This window comes from Maribellus sp. YY47, assembly GCF_023111095.1.
GTDB lineage: Bacteria > Bacteroidota > Bacteroidia > Bacteroidales > Prolixibacteraceae > Draconibacterium.
In genome coordinates this window covers 1-14248 of sequence record NZ_JALGYW010000024.1, presented here as the reverse complement: position 1 = coordinate 14248, position 14248 = coordinate 1, and the positions used below count along the sequence as shown (strand labels likewise).

Genomic DNA, 14248 nt, shown 5'->3' with positions numbered 1-14248 from the left:
CAACATACTTTCCGCGAAATTGGGCGCCGTAAATTGCATTGGTTATAAAACAATTTTAAATCTCAAAGTCATGAAAAAATTAATGTTAGCCGTAATGACTGTTACCCTGGTTGCGGGGACAGTACTGGCAGAAAGCAACAATATTCCACTTATTGGTTCAAAAGCTCCCAGTGTAAAAGCCCAATCCACCGATGGTAAAATCACCTTCCCGGATGACTTTGGTACCAGCTGGAAAATCCTCTTTAGCCACCCTGCCGATTTCACTCCGGTTTGCACTTCTGAGTTACTGGAGTTGGCCTACCTTCAACCGGCGTTCAACAAACTGGGTGTAAAAGTAGCGGTTATTTCTACCGACAACGTTGCTCAGCACAACATGTGGAAAGCACACCTTGAGGAAATTAATTACAAAAACCGGGGAAAAATAAACATCCAGTTTCCTCTGATGGAAGACCCCGATGGAGTTCTTTCAAGACAATACGGGATGCTGCATGAACCGACCAGCACCAACCGCGACATTAGAGGTGTTTTTATTATTGACGACAAGAATGTAGTGCGGGCGATTAATTTTTATCCCGTTCAGGTAGGAAGAAATATGGAAGAAGTCGTACGTCTGGTGGAAGCGCTTCAGTCAACGGATCGGATGTTTGTTTACACCCCTGCAAACTGGGAACAAGGTGACGACTATATCGTTCCCTATTTCCCTTACACCAAAGCAGAAGTGGCTTCGAATCCGGAGATAAAAGACCAATACTACCAAGTTAGCGACCGCCTGTGGTTTAAGAAGGCCAATCAAACGGAGTTCGTTCAGAATAATGACAAATAATTATCAGAGTTTTTTTCATAGATCTATACTAACAGCAGTGTGTTGACACCGTCGCACAAAAAAGCCCTGCAGCATTGCAGGGCTTTTTATCTGATAGCTGAATCTACTGTCCGATTTCGCTCTTCAAAAGTTTCACCTGATTTTGCAACTTGGTGATTGTGGCATCTTTTTCGGCCAATTGCTGTTGCAACTTAGCCGCATCCGATTTTGCTTTTTCGAGTTGCGTCTCCAAATTCTCAACGCTTGCTTTTCCCCCGGTAATTTCTCCCTGTAATATTTTTGCCTGATCGTTTAACTTATTGATCTCGAAATTCTTTTCTTCCAACTGAAGATCTTTTGCCGACAAATCATCCTCCAATCGATCAACCTGACTCTGTAACGACTGTATGCTTTTCTCCTTCGCCTCCAAAGCATTGGTTAAACGCTGTTTTTCAAAATCAAGATTAAAACTGGTTTCTTCCAGCGAACGGGTTTGTTTGTTCAGGTTGGCCAGCATGTTACTGATTTCGCCTTTTAACGAATCGATATATTGGTCTTTCATGGCATTACTTTCCATCAACTCGTTTTTCATCGCCTCAAAATCGGCAATCAGCGCTTTAATTCTTGCTGCTTTGTCTTTGTTTTCGGTATCGAGTTTACGCGAAAGTTCTTCGGCTTTTAAACGTCCGTTCTGCATTTCCACAAACTTCTTTTTCGAAACACAGGACGACACCGAAAGTGCGACTACAGCAAGTAAGAGGATCAAATATGTGCGATTCATAATTTTCTGTTTTTGATGAATGAAACAAATATAATAATTAATGCCAAGACACCCGATTTCGTCGGTTTCAGTTTATGCCATCACTCAAACCCGTTTTTCGAACTTATTCCATCGTTAACATATACTATTTTGAATTGATAACGTTTTAAAGGTGGGTATGGTATTAATTTTTTATTTTTAGAGAGTTTTTTTAGCAAAAACAATGCCTGCAATTTTAAAAAGAGGGCAATAGCAATTTTAGACCAGAAGAAAACAGAACATAAATTTCAGAACAATGCAAGTGAAAACAATATTCAGCTTTATCATATTGGCCAATGTGGCACTTTTTACTTTTGCCCAACAAGGCAGTAAAGTAGCCCACGTTTTAAAAGGGAAAGTGATTAACGCCGAAACCAACCAACCGGTTTCATACACCAACATTGGGCTGGAAGGAACTTTATACGGAACCGCCAGCAATGAAGAAGGAAGTTTTGAATTGAAAATACCGGAAGACCTGGCATCAAAAAAAATCTTTTTCTCGGCAGTTGGATTTCAAAACCGGCTGTTTCCGCTAAGTGAGTTATCGGGAAAAGAATTCAACGTAATCAAGCTTCGTCCGCAATCGTACGATGTGGATAAAGTTGACGTTGCCGGACAAAACATGGTACTGATCCGAATATTGCGCATGGCTTCGGAAAACATTCGCTACAACTACGGCGCCGGTCCGTTTAACCTGCATTGCAGCTACTCAAAAGAATCTACGGTAAACGACACCACGCATAATAAAACAACTGCCAGTGTTCTTGTTTACGATAAAAACGGCTATTCGACACCTTCTCCGATAAACGAATATCAATCGCGTAAATACCGGGTCACCAACGAATCGGAGGGAAGTTACAGCTTCTCCAGCAATCTGTTGCGGGTGGATGAATTGCTGGCTTACGACTGGGTACGTTCTGCATCGGCCATTCTCAATCCAGGCCTGCTTAACGATTATCAACTAACATTAATCAGTCAACCCAACATCGGAGGAAAGGAATACTGGGTAATCGCATTCAAACAAAACCAACCAACGCTCGAAGCTTCAGGCGATTTTTATGCTTCTTCTTTTGAAGGCGAAATAACCATAAACAAGGAAGATTACGCTGTTTTGAATATCAAAGGAAAAGTTACCGCCCCAAAAAATAACCGGCAAGACCGTTCGCTTGCAGTTGCCTCAGGCGCGAAGGATTACCTGCAAAATGTGAGTTACGAGTTTACGACCACCTACCGCGACCTGCTGATCCACGACATCAGCATGAGCAAAAGCTACAACTATAAGGGCGACCACTATTCGGAGAAATACAGTCTTTCGGTTAACCGAGCACACGCCAATAGCCTGACGGTACTGAACAGCCGGAATTATTTCCCGGGCGAATAATTATTTCAACACCATAAGGCTTTTTATCTCATCGGCATAGTTTCTTCCGGAAACCAGCAGCGACTGATTAATATCGTTCATTCGGATTTTCACCCTTGAATTGGAGTGTTTGGCAACCTCCTTTACGAACGATCGGTTAACCAGCAAAGCACGCTGAATACGAACAAAACTGCTATCGAGTTTTTCATCGAGGTCTTTCAGCGAATAATCGGTAACATAACGTTTCCCGTTTATCGCGTGAATCGTCACGTATTTTTCCTCTGCCTGAAAATACGAGATGTCCTCAATATTCAGGATAAGCATTCGGTCGCCAAGTTTTACAGGAATTGTGGTTATTTCATTTTTGGATGATAGAGCGGTTACTTCTTCAATCAAATCGAGCAGTTGCTGCCGGTCGTTGCGCTGGTGCAAAAACACCAGTTTTTCAATCGATTGTTCGATGCGTTCTTCGCTTACCGGTTTCACCAGGTAATCGACACTGTGCGTTTCAAAGGCTTTTAATGCAAATTCGTCGTGCGCCGTGCAGAAAATAACCAGCGGCGAATGTTCGATTTGTTGCAACACTTCAAAACCATTTAATCCTGGCATTTGAATATCCAGAAAAATCAGATCCGGCTTAAGGGAATCAATCACCGCTTTGCATTCTACTCCGTTTTTTGCTTCACCGATGATTTCAATCGTCTCAGAAAATGGAAGAAGTAACTTCTTCAGTCTTTCTCTCGCCAGTTGTTCGTCATCAGCAATAATGGTGCGGTATTTTGTCGTTGTATTCATTTTATGCAAGATGTTTGGGTAATACAATTTCAATATACTTTTCCGGATCGTTCTGCCAGTTGATGCTGGCTTTGTTTTCATAAATCAGTTGCAAGCGTTCGTGAGTGTTTCGGATACCAAAACCGCTCATGGGGCCATCCGGAAAACCGGGGCCGTTGTCGTAAACACGAATGCTGATTTTCTTGAATTCCAATTCGGAAACAACAATCCGGACTTCACCACCTTCCAATAGTTTTGAAACACCGTGCTTTACTGCATTTTCTACCAGCGGTTGAATCAGTAGCTGTGGAATCTGTACCGATTTCAACTCTTCCGGGCATTCAAGCGAATAAGTAAGCCGCTCGCCAAAACGCACCTTTTCAATTTCGAGGTAGGTCTCAACGGCTTTTAACTCGTCAGAAAGCGGATTGGTTTGTTTTTGCTCCCGGTTGATCGAGTATTTAAAGAAATCGGAAAGTGACAGAGCCATTTGTTCGGTTTTCTTTGGATCGATGGAAGCCAGGCTGGCAATTGAGTTCAATGAATTGTAAAGGAAATGTGGATTGATCTTCGCCCGCAACGACTGTAGTTCTGCCTTTCGGTGCATCTCGCTCATCCGGGCCAGCTCCACGTCTTTCTGATTGATGATACTTTCTGATTTCCTTGAAAGAAAGATTAGAAAGGCGCGATAAAAAGCGATAGACATGGTAATCGATACCACAGTGATCATTAAACGTGATCCCTCACCAGTCAGGAATTTCACACTCATTTTTGCAGAAACAAACTCAATCAGAATGAATAATAACGAAGCCGGAATAATTGTAGTGGTAAGAAATGGGAAAACCACATGGAGACTCAACGATGTATTGTCCTTCAATATTTGCCCTTCAGAAAAGAATAAAATGATTATAGTAAATATTCCTAAAGTCAGGCTACCAATCGCTAAACCAATAATCGGAGTAAAAACGTGAATTGGATTAGCCGCGAAATCAGATATTGTATAAACCATTGGAACAAAAACCGACAGCACAATTCCTATGATAAAGGCGACCAACACAATTAACCCTTGCTTAAAATATTCCCTGAAAATGTAATTGTGTTTTTTAAAAACGCCTATTAGAAACATCCAAAGCAGAAACAAAGTAGAGACCACATTGGAAAGGACGGCCGCAAGAATAAAGATTTGCCTGTTCTTTGCAACACTTTTAATCGGATTCACAGGAGCTTTCAAATCATCGTCGTACTTTGATGAGTAAAGCCCTGCCAATAGCTGAAAATCAACAGGATTAAAAGTCACATATGAAGGCTCTTTAACTGAAAATACAGAACCAGGAAGTTTTGCTTCTAATTCTTTGTTTGGATTGTAAAGAATTAATGCCTTTAACAAATAGAAATACAAGATTTTCTTTCTTTCCTTAAAAGAAGCATCCGGAGGAATACTTACAACAACTTTTGATTGCACAATTTCCTGCTCTTTTCGGTTGCCAAGCCTTGTTTTACCAAAAAGCTCCCCGTTTGGTTTATTAATTTCCAGAATCAAATTGGCCGTTTTTTCTTTTATGATATAAACATCCCAGGTTGCAATCAATGGGTTCAATGTATCAACTAGTCCTTGTACAATCAGGGAATCTTCTGGCGTTGGATTGCCATCAAGCCGGATAAGAATGTTGGAATAATAACGAGTTGGAACATCCTTCGTAATAAAATACTTCTCAACGATATCTTTCACCTCTTTTTGACTTAAATCGTTCTGGGCGAATGTTGAATTAGAAAAAAATACAAATGCGGAGAAAAGGATTATCCAATATTTTATACAATTAAAATTGTTTGTTTTCTGCGGAATCGTATGTAACTCGCTACAATTAATCATTCCCTTGTGTGCAAATATTTTACGTACTCGTTTCATAACAGGTTGATTGAAAGTTTTAGTTAAAGAAAGCAAGTGGATTTTTATTCTGAAAATTTATTATGATAAGATGCAGTACCAAGAGGACAAAGTGCAAAAGAGGGCTTTTTCAATAATAAAACATTCATGATTTATGGAATCACCAACAGGAATGAAAGGATATTTTTTCACGCTAAGAAAAGAAGAAGCGCAAAATCGCAAAGGTATAGAATCGGTTTTGCGTGCTTTGCGAAAACTTAGTGATCTCTGCGTGAACTTTTTTGCTTCTACCAAAGTAACTTTCAGAATAAAAAAACGGAAACACCGACTGGCGGCATCTCCGTTGCAATTCTATTGTTATTGAATTGTTAGGTTCACTTCTCGGTTTTGAAGAGCTCTTCTTCTTTCACCACTTTTACCATCATACTGTCTTTCAGCGTGCGGTTAATGGCGTTGTAAGGCGCAGTAATTACCTCATCACCTTCGGCTAATCCCTTTAGGATTTCGATGCTGGCATTGTCCTGGATACCGGTCGTCACTTCCACCTTTTTGGCCCGGTCGCCGTTTAATACAAACACCACTTCCTGTTTTTCTTCACGCGTTGCACTTTCTTCGCTGGGTTCGGTGGGTGTTGTAGTTTCCGCTTCTTCAGCGATCTCTTCTGTACCGCCTCCTTCTTTTTTAATTCGGGTGGTAACCGCCGAGATAGGCACCGAAATAACATTGTCGCGGGTCTCGGTTAAAATATCAACGGTAGCCGACATTCCCGGACGGAAAGGATAAAGATTTCCATTTTCAGCGTCAATCAGATCGACATACGAATCTTTCAGCAACAACACCTTCACATCGAAGTTGGTCACCTGATCGGCAGTGGTTCCGGTAGTACTGGCCGAATTGGCTATTTCGGTAACAATGCCTTTAAATTTCCGGCTAAGGTAGGCATCCACTTCCACCAATGCGGTGTCGCCTTTCATAACCTTCACTATATCATTCTCGTTCACCTCCACCTGCACTTCCATCTTATCCAGATCGGCCACGGTCATCATATCGGTTCCCGACATCATGCTGGTACCTACCACACGCTCTCCCTTTTCCACGTTTAAAGCCGAAATGGTTCCCGGAATAGGCGCATAAATCTTGGTTTTGGTCAGCTGCTCCTGTGCTTCCGACAACGAAGCTTCGGCGCTGCGAACCGAATATTCGGCGGCCATCACTTCCGATTCGGCCACTTTGTAGGCAGCCTCTGCGGTCTCAAATTCAGCTACAGGAATGGTTCCTTTATCGTACAGCTCTTTGGAACGCTTGTACGAAAGTTCCCGCTCGATCAACTGTGCCTTGGTTTGCGCCAGTCTAGCTTTTGCCGAATTCACGGCGGCTTCCGAACGGTTTACAGCTGAAATATAGATCTCGGGTTTGATCACACAAAGCAATTTGCCCTGCGTTACTTCATCGCCTTCTTCCACATACAGTTCAACAATTTCACCCGCAACATCGGGGCTGATCTTTACCTCGGTTTCGGGCTGAATTTTCCCGTTGGCGGTTATAAACTCGGTAATGGTTTTGCTTTCCACCTTTTGCGTTGCCACGCTGATGGTAAAGTCTTCACCAAACCAACCTTTTTTCTTTCCAATCACCAGGAAAATAATCGCAACAATAACAAGTCCGACGAGATACGGCAGGATTTTCTTTTGCTTCATTCTGAAGTAGTTTTTTTATTGGTCAGCAATTGGTGTTTAAAATTACAAGAAAAAACAACTTGCCGTTAATTATCCTGATTCTGTTTCCCCGCTTATTCTTTTATCAGCATCCGGGCCGTCAAACGGCTGTGCTGTTCCAGGTAAATATCCTTTTCTTTTACCATCCAGTCAAGCACCTCTTCAGTATAATGGCGAATGGTTACCAGTGTTAAACCGGTATTGTACCTGATTTTATAGTGTTCCGAAAGTTCGCCAAAAACTTCCTCCAGGTCTTCATCTGTGGCATCGGCGACAATGTTCAGGTCGATGGCCGATTGTTGCATCAGCGTTACTTTGATCAGTTTTCCCATCAGAAAGTTCACCACGCGGTCGATGTCGTTGATCGAAATAATCGAAAAATCCTTTGCCGACAAAGTGATCAAAACCTGGTTTTCCTTCAGAATAAAAATAGGCGGTAATTCAATCCGGTGATCGATTTTGTGAATCACCGTTCCCGGGTCATCAGGCGAAACAAAAGAACGCACCAACAACGGAATACCTTTATTATGTAAAGGCTGCATGGTTTTTGGGTGAATCACCTTGGCTCCCGAATGAGTCATTTCCACCGCTTCTTTATACGACAATTCGCTGATAAACACCGAATCCTTCATCTTTTTCGGATCAGCGCTCATGATTCCCGGCACGTCCTTCCAGATAGAAACACTTTCGGCTTCGAGGATGCTGCCGATAATCGCTGCTGTAAAATCGGAGCCCTCCCGACCAAGCGTAGTAGTCATGTTGGTGCTGGTCGATCCCATAAACCCCTGTGTAATGTACACCTGAGTATCGCTGAAATTGAAATCTTCCTTTACCAGTTCATCTGTCCATTCCCAATCCACTTTGGCATCGCGAAAAGTATCGTTGGTTTTCAGGCTGCTGCGCACATCCATCCATTTGTTGGCTTGTCCGGCTGCATTCATATAATCGCTTACGATACGGGTCGAGATCAACTCACCGTAACAAATGATCTGGTCGTACTCGAAATTATAATCGTACGCAGGGCGTGTTTTCAGCTTGTGCTCCAACTCGCTGAACAACTCATAAACTCCCTGCGGCATACCTTTTTCGCCAAACAGCCCTTCAATCACTTCCATGTGATAATCCTTGAATTGTTTGGCAATCTCCCACTTCCGCTCGTTTTGGTCGTAATAGGCCCTTACCAGCGTTTCCAACAGGTTGGTGCTGCTTCCCATGGCCGAAATTACCACAACCAGCTGACCGGGTTCGCGTTGAATGATATCACAAACATTTATTACAGCCCCGGCGCTTTTTACCGAAGCTCCCCCAAACTTGAATACTTTCATAATTTCTATTATTTGTTTCCGGTGGTTTTAATTGAAACGTGCTTTCTATCGGTTTATTCTTTGCCACTAATGGATCGCCGCTTTCATCCTCTTCTTTTATATGTGATTGAACTCTTGGTACACTCTGCAAATCTAATTTTTTCAGTCATATTTTAAATCGATCACATGCAATGATTTCATTTCACTAAAAAATGGCTAATTTAGATACCATTCGAAAAATAAGCAACATGAATTTATCATCTAAATCAACATTAAATAACGGTGTAAAAATGCCTTGGCTGGGACTTGGCGTATTTTTATCAAAAGAGGGAACTGAAGTTGAAAATGCCGTAAAAGTAGCGCTTGCCAACGGTTACAAAAGCATTGATACGGCAGCCATTTATCAAAACGAACGGGGTGTCGGGAAGGCCATTCGCGAAAGCGGTGTTCCGCGCGAAGATATTTTTCTGACCTCAAAAGTGTGGAATGCCGATCAGGGCTATTCGACAACGATGGCGGCCTTTGAAGAAAGTCTCGAAAAATTGCAAACCGACTACCTCGACCTCTATCTGATTCACTGGCCAAAAGGAGAAAGATCGAAGGAAACCTGGAAAGCCATGGAGGAACTTTACCAAAAAGGAAGAATGAAAGCGATTGGCGTCAGCAATTTTCTGGTGCACCATCTCGAAGACTTTTTACCCCACTGCAAGGTGGTTCCTGCGGTTAACCAGGTCGAATTTCACCCCGAACTCATTCAGCCCGATTTGCTAAAATACTGTCAAAAGAAAGGCATTCAGCTCGAAGCCTGGTCGCCTATTATGAAAGGCAGAGTGAACGATGTGCCGCTAATGCAGGAACTGGCAGCGAAATACGGAAAAACTCCGGTTCAGATCGTGCTTCGGTGGGATATCCAGAAAGGTGTGGTTACCATTCCGAAATCTGTAACACCCGAGCGGATTATTGCGAATGCCGATATTTTTGATTTTGAACTGTCGACCGAAGATATGGACAGAATCGATGCACTGGATCAGAACAAACGCATCGGAGGCCATCCGGATCATATTACTTTTTAAAAGAAAATCAGGGAGAAGGAAAATTGAAGAATTACTGACTTTTGCAGTTTAGCACGAGTCAGCAATAGCTAAGCACTTTGATTTGCCCAGGCGAAAAATCTAAGTAATGCAATTTTTAATTTACTTTGAAAACACATCATAAAAAAACTTAGACATGAAAACAAAACTGGCTTTTACCTTACTATTATTTATCACTACTGTTTTCTGCTTTGGCCAGCAAAATACAGAATGGGATAAATGGAGCTGGTTAATCGGCGAATGGACAGGCGAAGGAGGTGGCCACCCCGGACAAGGCAGCGGAACTTTTTCCTTCTCGTTCGACCTCAACAAAAAAATAATTGTTCGCAAAAGTCATTCTGAATATCCTGCGACTGAAAATAAACCTGCAGTTATCCACGATGACCTGATGATTATCTATTTGGATTTCAATGAAAATCCAACTAAGGCCATTTATTTCGACAATGAAGGACATGTCATCGACTATTCAATAAGCTACGCAGACAAAGCAGTGAAGCTGACCAGTAAGAAGATGCAGGGCGCACCGGTTTTTCGGCTCACTTACACCTTGCTGGAGGATGAAAGGATCAATACAAAGTTTGAAATGTCGCAAGACGGAGAGAACTTTATGACCTACGTTGAAGGCAAGAGCAAAAGAAGCAACTGAAACAATCCCGCTGGTCAATTTTATATTTCAAAAGAGTCAATGAGTGGCGCAAAGAACAGAGAGCAAAATGAATTAAAGTGCAGTTTTTATGACCTTTACACCACGCCTGTAAGCATTTTGAGATAAAGAGAAAATAAAACCGCCCGGCAAGAAAACAACGTAAAATAACCCTACAACTATGACAACCACTCGTAAAATTGGAATCGGATTAAGCATTTTGGGAGCATTAATGTTTCTTACAGCGGCCTCCTTGTTTACCTATCGGGGAAGCATTAACCCGATTGTAAGTAAGATTGGAATGTACTCGTTTATGCTTTGGTTACCGGCAATAATTCTGGGAGTTATTCTTATTGCTGTCGGGAAAAGAAGACGGGAAGTTGCTGGCCGTCCGAAATAACTGAGCTGCCTTAGATTACTGAGCTATTATCCGTTATTACTTCGATGCGCCGGGAATTAATGAGAGGGTAACATACTTGTTTCTGACAATTGAAGTCTAAAATTCTCCCTAAACAATGTTGTACCGGAGCCAATAGTACCTCAAGAAATGGATTTGTTAATTACAAAGAGCTCCTTACTAAACTCACCAGCGATTTTCGATTTTTTACACGATTTTGAAAAACCTGGTGCTTTTATCAAACCATCAGGACAACAGACTTCAACAGGAGTCTCAATCGTCTCTTCTCCGGGCAAACAATGCAGGCATAAGTTTAAAATGCAGGCCCGATAAGCCACTCAGACAAACCACCAAAGATTAAACTTCAGAAAAAAAATAATGAAGCGAGAACAATTTCGGAAGAAGAACCTTACTTTTGTAGCCGGAATTTTAATGAAAACATCAATGGACGAAGGCCCGTGTCATAAGAATTTTAGGTATTAACACTCTGTAAGGGACCTTCTGTTTCCTTACAGTACAAACATGTAAGGAGACATCACCATGATTAAAATCTTCGAAACATTCGGAGGCTATGTTGAAATCAAAGAACCACGTAAAGGTTGCTGGATCAACATTACCAACCCTACACCTGACGAAATCAAAAAACTATCCGACGAATTTGGATTACCCAACGATATCATCACCGACATACTCGACCAGGACGAACGTCCGCGTGTGGAGGCCGACGATGGCTGGACGCTGATCATCCTCCGCATTCCGGTGGAGAACAAAAACAACGGCGTTCCGTTTCAGACCGTTCCGCTGGGGATATTTATCGCCGAAAACTTTACCGTGACGCTTTGCATGCAAAACAACGAAGTGCTGCCCATGGGACAACCTTCGCCGTTCCGCGAACAGTACCAGCAAATCACCGACAGCATCAATTTTATCCTCCGGCTCTTTTTGCGTTCGGGCAACCTGTATTTGCGTTACCTGAAACAGATCAACACAATGACTTCGATGATTGAGCAGGACCTCGAAAAATCGATCAAAAACAAAGAGCTGAACAAGCTGCTGAAAATGGAGAAATGCCTGGTTTATTTCATTACGTCGATCAAAGCCAACGAAATTGTGCTGACCAAGCTGCGGAAATCGAAAAAAATTACCACCGAAATTAACGAAGACCTGCTCGAAGATGCCTTTATCGAAAACAAACAGGCGCTGGAAATGGCACAGATCTATTCCGACATTCAGGCCGGAATGATGGATGCTTTTGCTTCGGTGATCTCGAACAACCTGAACGTGGTGATGAAACAACTGACACTGATTTCGATCATTTTGATGATCCCAACCCTTATCGCCAGCTTGTTTGGGATGAATGTGCCGAATTTTATGGAAAACGCGATGTGGGCAATGCCCGCAATTTTAATGGGCTCGCTGATCTTATCATTTTTTGGTGTTCTTTTATTCCGCAAACGCCAGTGGTTTTAACATTGGATACGGCAGCAAGAACCAGAAATGAGATACAACTGTCTAAGCTTGCTCGTGTTTTGTGCCATCAGAAGCGTGCAGCCTTCCGGTAATTAATTGTTGGTGTTCTGTTTAAATTATAAACGTTCGTGATCGGCTGCGCGTGATTCAAAAGTGGCTAAAGGAATTTACGTCAGTCCACATTCGTCCGCATCCCGAACTTTTACTATACTTGCGTGTTTAGTCAATCGAAAGGATGCAAAAACTCAGGAGACATATTCGTTTTTTACGGCAGGTACCGCTGGTACTTTTTGCTTTGTTTGCGCTGGCTTCGTGCTCGGTAAAAGAGCCTGTCTTTAAGGCAATCGGTGCCGACTACCATCGCCCGCTCAACCCAACCAAAGCAATGCCGTCCTTGGGGCACAGCTGCCAGCTTTCGGAACAGGTGAACCTGGCTTCTGTTACTACGTCTCAGCTTAATCCGCTGAAATTATTGGCCGCAGTAAAGGCAGCCCTGCATCTAACCGCCGAAAGAAAAGCCGAAGCTCCTGCATTTCCGGCGATTTCCCGCACAGAGGCCCCCGAAAAACAACCACTTTACATCCTCTACAAACGCTTAAAGTCTGATTTGCAGTAATCAGCCGCCCCCAACTCATTCATTTACCAAATAAATTACAGGCTTATCCCTGAAGCAAAGTTTTGCCTGGCTCAAAGAATGTAATCTGCCGCTTTATCATCGGCAGAAGGACTCTTCTTTCTGAAAACAGCCGTTTACAAAAAACGCTAAGAAGATAAGCACGATACAAACAAGCGTTTAATACATTACAATGAAAAACAATATGCACACACCGGGCAACAACATGGCCGGACTTTTTACTTTATCGATCAGGCTGGTAGTTGGCTGGACCTATTTTTCCGCCTTTTGGCGCAGGGTAATTCTGGCAGATAAACTGGATCCCGATGCAGCGGGTTACATTGGCGAAAAATTCAACCACTTTCTCCCCAACGCACTTGGGATAAAACCCATCATCGAGCACCTGGTTACCCACCCCGAGCAGCTGTGGCTGTCCATGGTGATTTTTACTATTATCGAAGCTATCGTCGGGCTTTTTATTATGCTGGGCTTTTTTACCCGCCTGATGAGCATTGGCGTTTTTGGATTGGCTGCTGGAATTCTTCTGGGTTCGGGCTGGATCGGCACAACCTGTCTCGACGAATGGCAAATCGGCGTGCTGGGCATTGCCAGCGGATTTACGCTTTTCCTGAGTGGAAGCGGTTCGTACTCCATCGACCATTGGCTGATAAACCGGAAAAAGAAATTCACCCATACAAAATGGTTTGCCTGGCTCGGGTCGGGAGAACTTCCGCTCAAAAACCTCAAACCCTGGGTATTCGGCGGAGCAATGGCCATCTTGTTTCTGACACTCTTCACCAACCAGGTTTTTCACGGCGGAGTGTTTGGAAAACTCCACAACAAATCGGTAAAACCAAAGATCGAGATCAGCAATGCAGAGGTTGAAAATAACATCCTTCAATTTCAGGTTTACCGAACCGAAGGCGCGGATGTTTACGGTTCATTTTTGATTGGGATTCAGCTATGTGATGCTGAAGGAAATGTTCTGTTTGAACGAAACGGAGATCAACTGGCCGTTTTTCCGGTAGATCAGATCGCGAATCATTATGTTGCCAAAGTAAAACCGGGCAAACACAGCCTGGTTGTTCCGCTGGGTGCAAAGGCCGACCTGGCAATCAACGTAAGAGGTATCGATTTGGAAAACAATCAACAATACACGTTAAAACTGATTGACATCAGTGGGATGGAATGGGAAAGCAAGGTAAAGATGTAGGTACTTAAAAAGAGGTGCTGCCAGCGCAGGCGGCACTTCTTTTCATCTAAACTTACTGTCTCGTCCTGAAATAGCGTTACACAAAAAGTAGCGTTATGAAAGAAATCAATCATTCACAGTACGTTAAGCGTACACAGAAGGACTATTCGATGTCCTTTAAATTGCAAGTTGTCACTGAGATA

At 42.8% G+C, this 14248-nt stretch carries 13 protein-coding genes; 8 read left to right on the top strand and 5 right to left on the bottom strand.

What is annotated here, in order from left to right:
• The first annotated feature begins 70 nt into the window (after nt 1-70).
• Nucleotides 71-823, top strand: a complete 753-nt coding sequence (locus MR764_RS16985; RefSeq protein WP_247980644.1) for a redoxin domain-containing protein — start codon at nt 71-73, stop codon at nt 821-823.
• Between the two features lie 103 nt (nt 824-926).
• On the opposite strand, the gene MR764_RS16980 is transcribed toward MR764_RS16985, so the two are convergent.
• Nucleotides 927-1583 (bottom strand): hypothetical protein, encoded by a 657-nt coding sequence (locus tag MR764_RS16980; RefSeq protein ID WP_247980643.1) that lies wholly within the window; start codon nt 1581-1583, stop codon nt 927-929.
• 274 nt (nt 1584-1857) lie between these two features.
• Between MR764_RS16980 and MR764_RS16975 the strand changes: the two genes are divergently transcribed.
• The gene (locus MR764_RS16975; RefSeq protein ID WP_247980642.1) at nt 1858-2982 is read left to right on the top strand and encodes a carboxypeptidase-like regulatory domain-containing protein; all 1125 of its coding nucleotides are present in this window, start codon (nt 1858-1860) and stop codon (nt 2980-2982) included.
• On the opposite strand, the gene MR764_RS16970 is transcribed toward MR764_RS16975, so the two are convergent.
• From MR764_RS16970 to MR764_RS16955, 4 genes are all read right to left on the bottom strand, one after another.
• Nucleotides 2983-3756, bottom strand: coding sequence for a LytTR family DNA-binding domain-containing protein (locus MR764_RS16970; RefSeq protein ID WP_247980641.1), 774 nt, complete (start codon nt 3754-3756; stop codon nt 2983-2985).
• A 1-nt stretch (nt 3757) separates the two neighbouring features.
• A complete protein-coding gene (locus MR764_RS20390; RefSeq protein WP_247980640.1) occupies nt 3758-5464 on the bottom strand; it encodes a histidine kinase in 1707 nt (568 codons plus the stop codon).
• Between the two features lie 530 nt (nt 5465-5994).
• Nucleotides 5995-7317, bottom strand: a complete 1323-nt coding sequence (locus tag MR764_RS16960; RefSeq protein ID WP_247980639.1) for an efflux RND transporter periplasmic adaptor subunit — start codon at nt 7315-7317, stop codon at nt 5995-5997.
• 92 nt (nt 7318-7409) lie between these two features.
• Nucleotides 7410-8660: an aspartate kinase gene (locus MR764_RS16955; RefSeq protein WP_247980638.1), complete on the bottom strand. Its 1251-nt coding sequence runs from the start codon at nt 8658-8660 to the stop codon at nt 7410-7412.
• Nucleotides 8661-8851: 191 nt separating this feature from the next.
• Between MR764_RS16955 and MR764_RS16950 the strand changes: the two genes are divergently transcribed.
• The 6 genes from MR764_RS16950 to MR764_RS16925 all read left to right on the top strand — a co-directional run bounded on the left by MR764_RS16950 (nt 8852) and on the right by MR764_RS16925 (nt 14066).
• A complete protein-coding gene (locus tag MR764_RS16950) occupies nt 8852-9712 on the top strand; it encodes an aldo/keto reductase (protein ID WP_282189242.1) in 861 nt (286 codons plus the stop codon).
• Nucleotides 9713-9866: 154 nt separating this feature from the next.
• Nucleotides 9867-10376, top strand: a complete 510-nt coding sequence (locus MR764_RS16945; protein WP_247980637.1) for a hypothetical protein — start codon at nt 9867-9869, stop codon at nt 10374-10376.
• Between the two features lie 178 nt (nt 10377-10554).
• Nucleotides 10555-10773 carry a hypothetical protein gene (locus tag MR764_RS16940; protein WP_247980636.1) on the top strand — a complete coding sequence of 73 codons (219 nt, stop codon included), beginning with the start codon at nt 10555-10557 and terminating at the stop codon, nt 10771-10773.
• A gap of 537 nt (nt 10774-11310) precedes the next feature.
• The gene (locus MR764_RS16935; protein WP_247980635.1) at nt 11311-12240 is read left to right on the top strand and encodes a magnesium transporter CorA family protein; all 930 of its coding nucleotides are present in this window, start codon (nt 11311-11313) and stop codon (nt 12238-12240) included.
• Between the two features lie 235 nt (nt 12241-12475).
• Nucleotides 12476-12856 (top strand): hypothetical protein, encoded by a 381-nt coding sequence (locus MR764_RS16930; RefSeq protein WP_247980634.1) that lies wholly within the window; start codon nt 12476-12478, stop codon nt 12854-12856.
• A 190-nt stretch (nt 12857-13046) separates the two neighbouring features.
• A complete protein-coding gene (locus tag MR764_RS16925) occupies nt 13047-14066 on the top strand; it encodes a TQO small subunit DoxD (protein WP_247980633.1) in 1020 nt (339 codons plus the stop codon).
• Nucleotides 14067-14248 lie beyond the last annotated feature (182 nt).

Excerpts from the sequence above, each read along its gene's own strand:
- MR764_RS16985 (WP_247980644.1), top strand. The coding sequence starts at position 71 with ATGAAAAAATTAATGTTAGCCGTAATGACTGTTACCCTGGTTGCGGGG.
- MR764_RS16980 (WP_247980643.1), bottom strand. The coding sequence starts at position 1,583 with ATGAATCGCACATATTTGATCCTCTTACTTGCTGTAGTCGCACTTTCG.
- MR764_RS16975 (WP_247980642.1), top strand. The coding sequence starts at position 1,858 with ATGCAAGTGAAAACAATATTCAGCTTTATCATATTGGCCAATGTGGCA.
- MR764_RS16970 (WP_247980641.1), bottom strand. The coding sequence starts at position 3,756 with ATGAATACAACGACAAAATACCGCACCATTATTGCTGATGACGAACAA.
- MR764_RS16960 (WP_247980639.1), bottom strand. The coding sequence starts at position 7,317 with ATGAAGCAAAAGAAAATCCTGCCGTATCTCGTCGGACTTGTTATTGTT.
- MR764_RS16955 (WP_247980638.1), bottom strand. The coding sequence starts at position 8,660 with ATGAAAGTATTCAAGTTTGGGGGAGCTTCGGTAAAAAGCGCCGGGGCT.
- MR764_RS16950 (WP_282189242.1), top strand. The coding sequence starts at position 8,852 with ATGGCTAATTTAGATACCATTCGAAAAATAAGCAACATGAATTTATCA.
- MR764_RS16945 (WP_247980637.1), top strand. The coding sequence starts at position 9,867 with ATGAAAACAAAACTGGCTTTTACCTTACTATTATTTATCACTACTGTT.
- MR764_RS16940 (WP_247980636.1), top strand. The coding sequence starts at position 10,555 with ATGACAACCACTCGTAAAATTGGAATCGGATTAAGCATTTTGGGAGCA.
- MR764_RS16935 (WP_247980635.1), top strand. The coding sequence starts at position 11,311 with ATGATTAAAATCTTCGAAACATTCGGAGGCTATGTTGAAATCAAAGAA.
- MR764_RS16930 (WP_247980634.1), top strand. The coding sequence starts at position 12,476 with ATGCAAAAACTCAGGAGACATATTCGTTTTTTACGGCAGGTACCGCTG.
- MR764_RS16925 (WP_247980633.1), top strand. The coding sequence starts at position 13,047 with ATGAAAAACAATATGCACACACCGGGCAACAACATGGCCGGACTTTTT.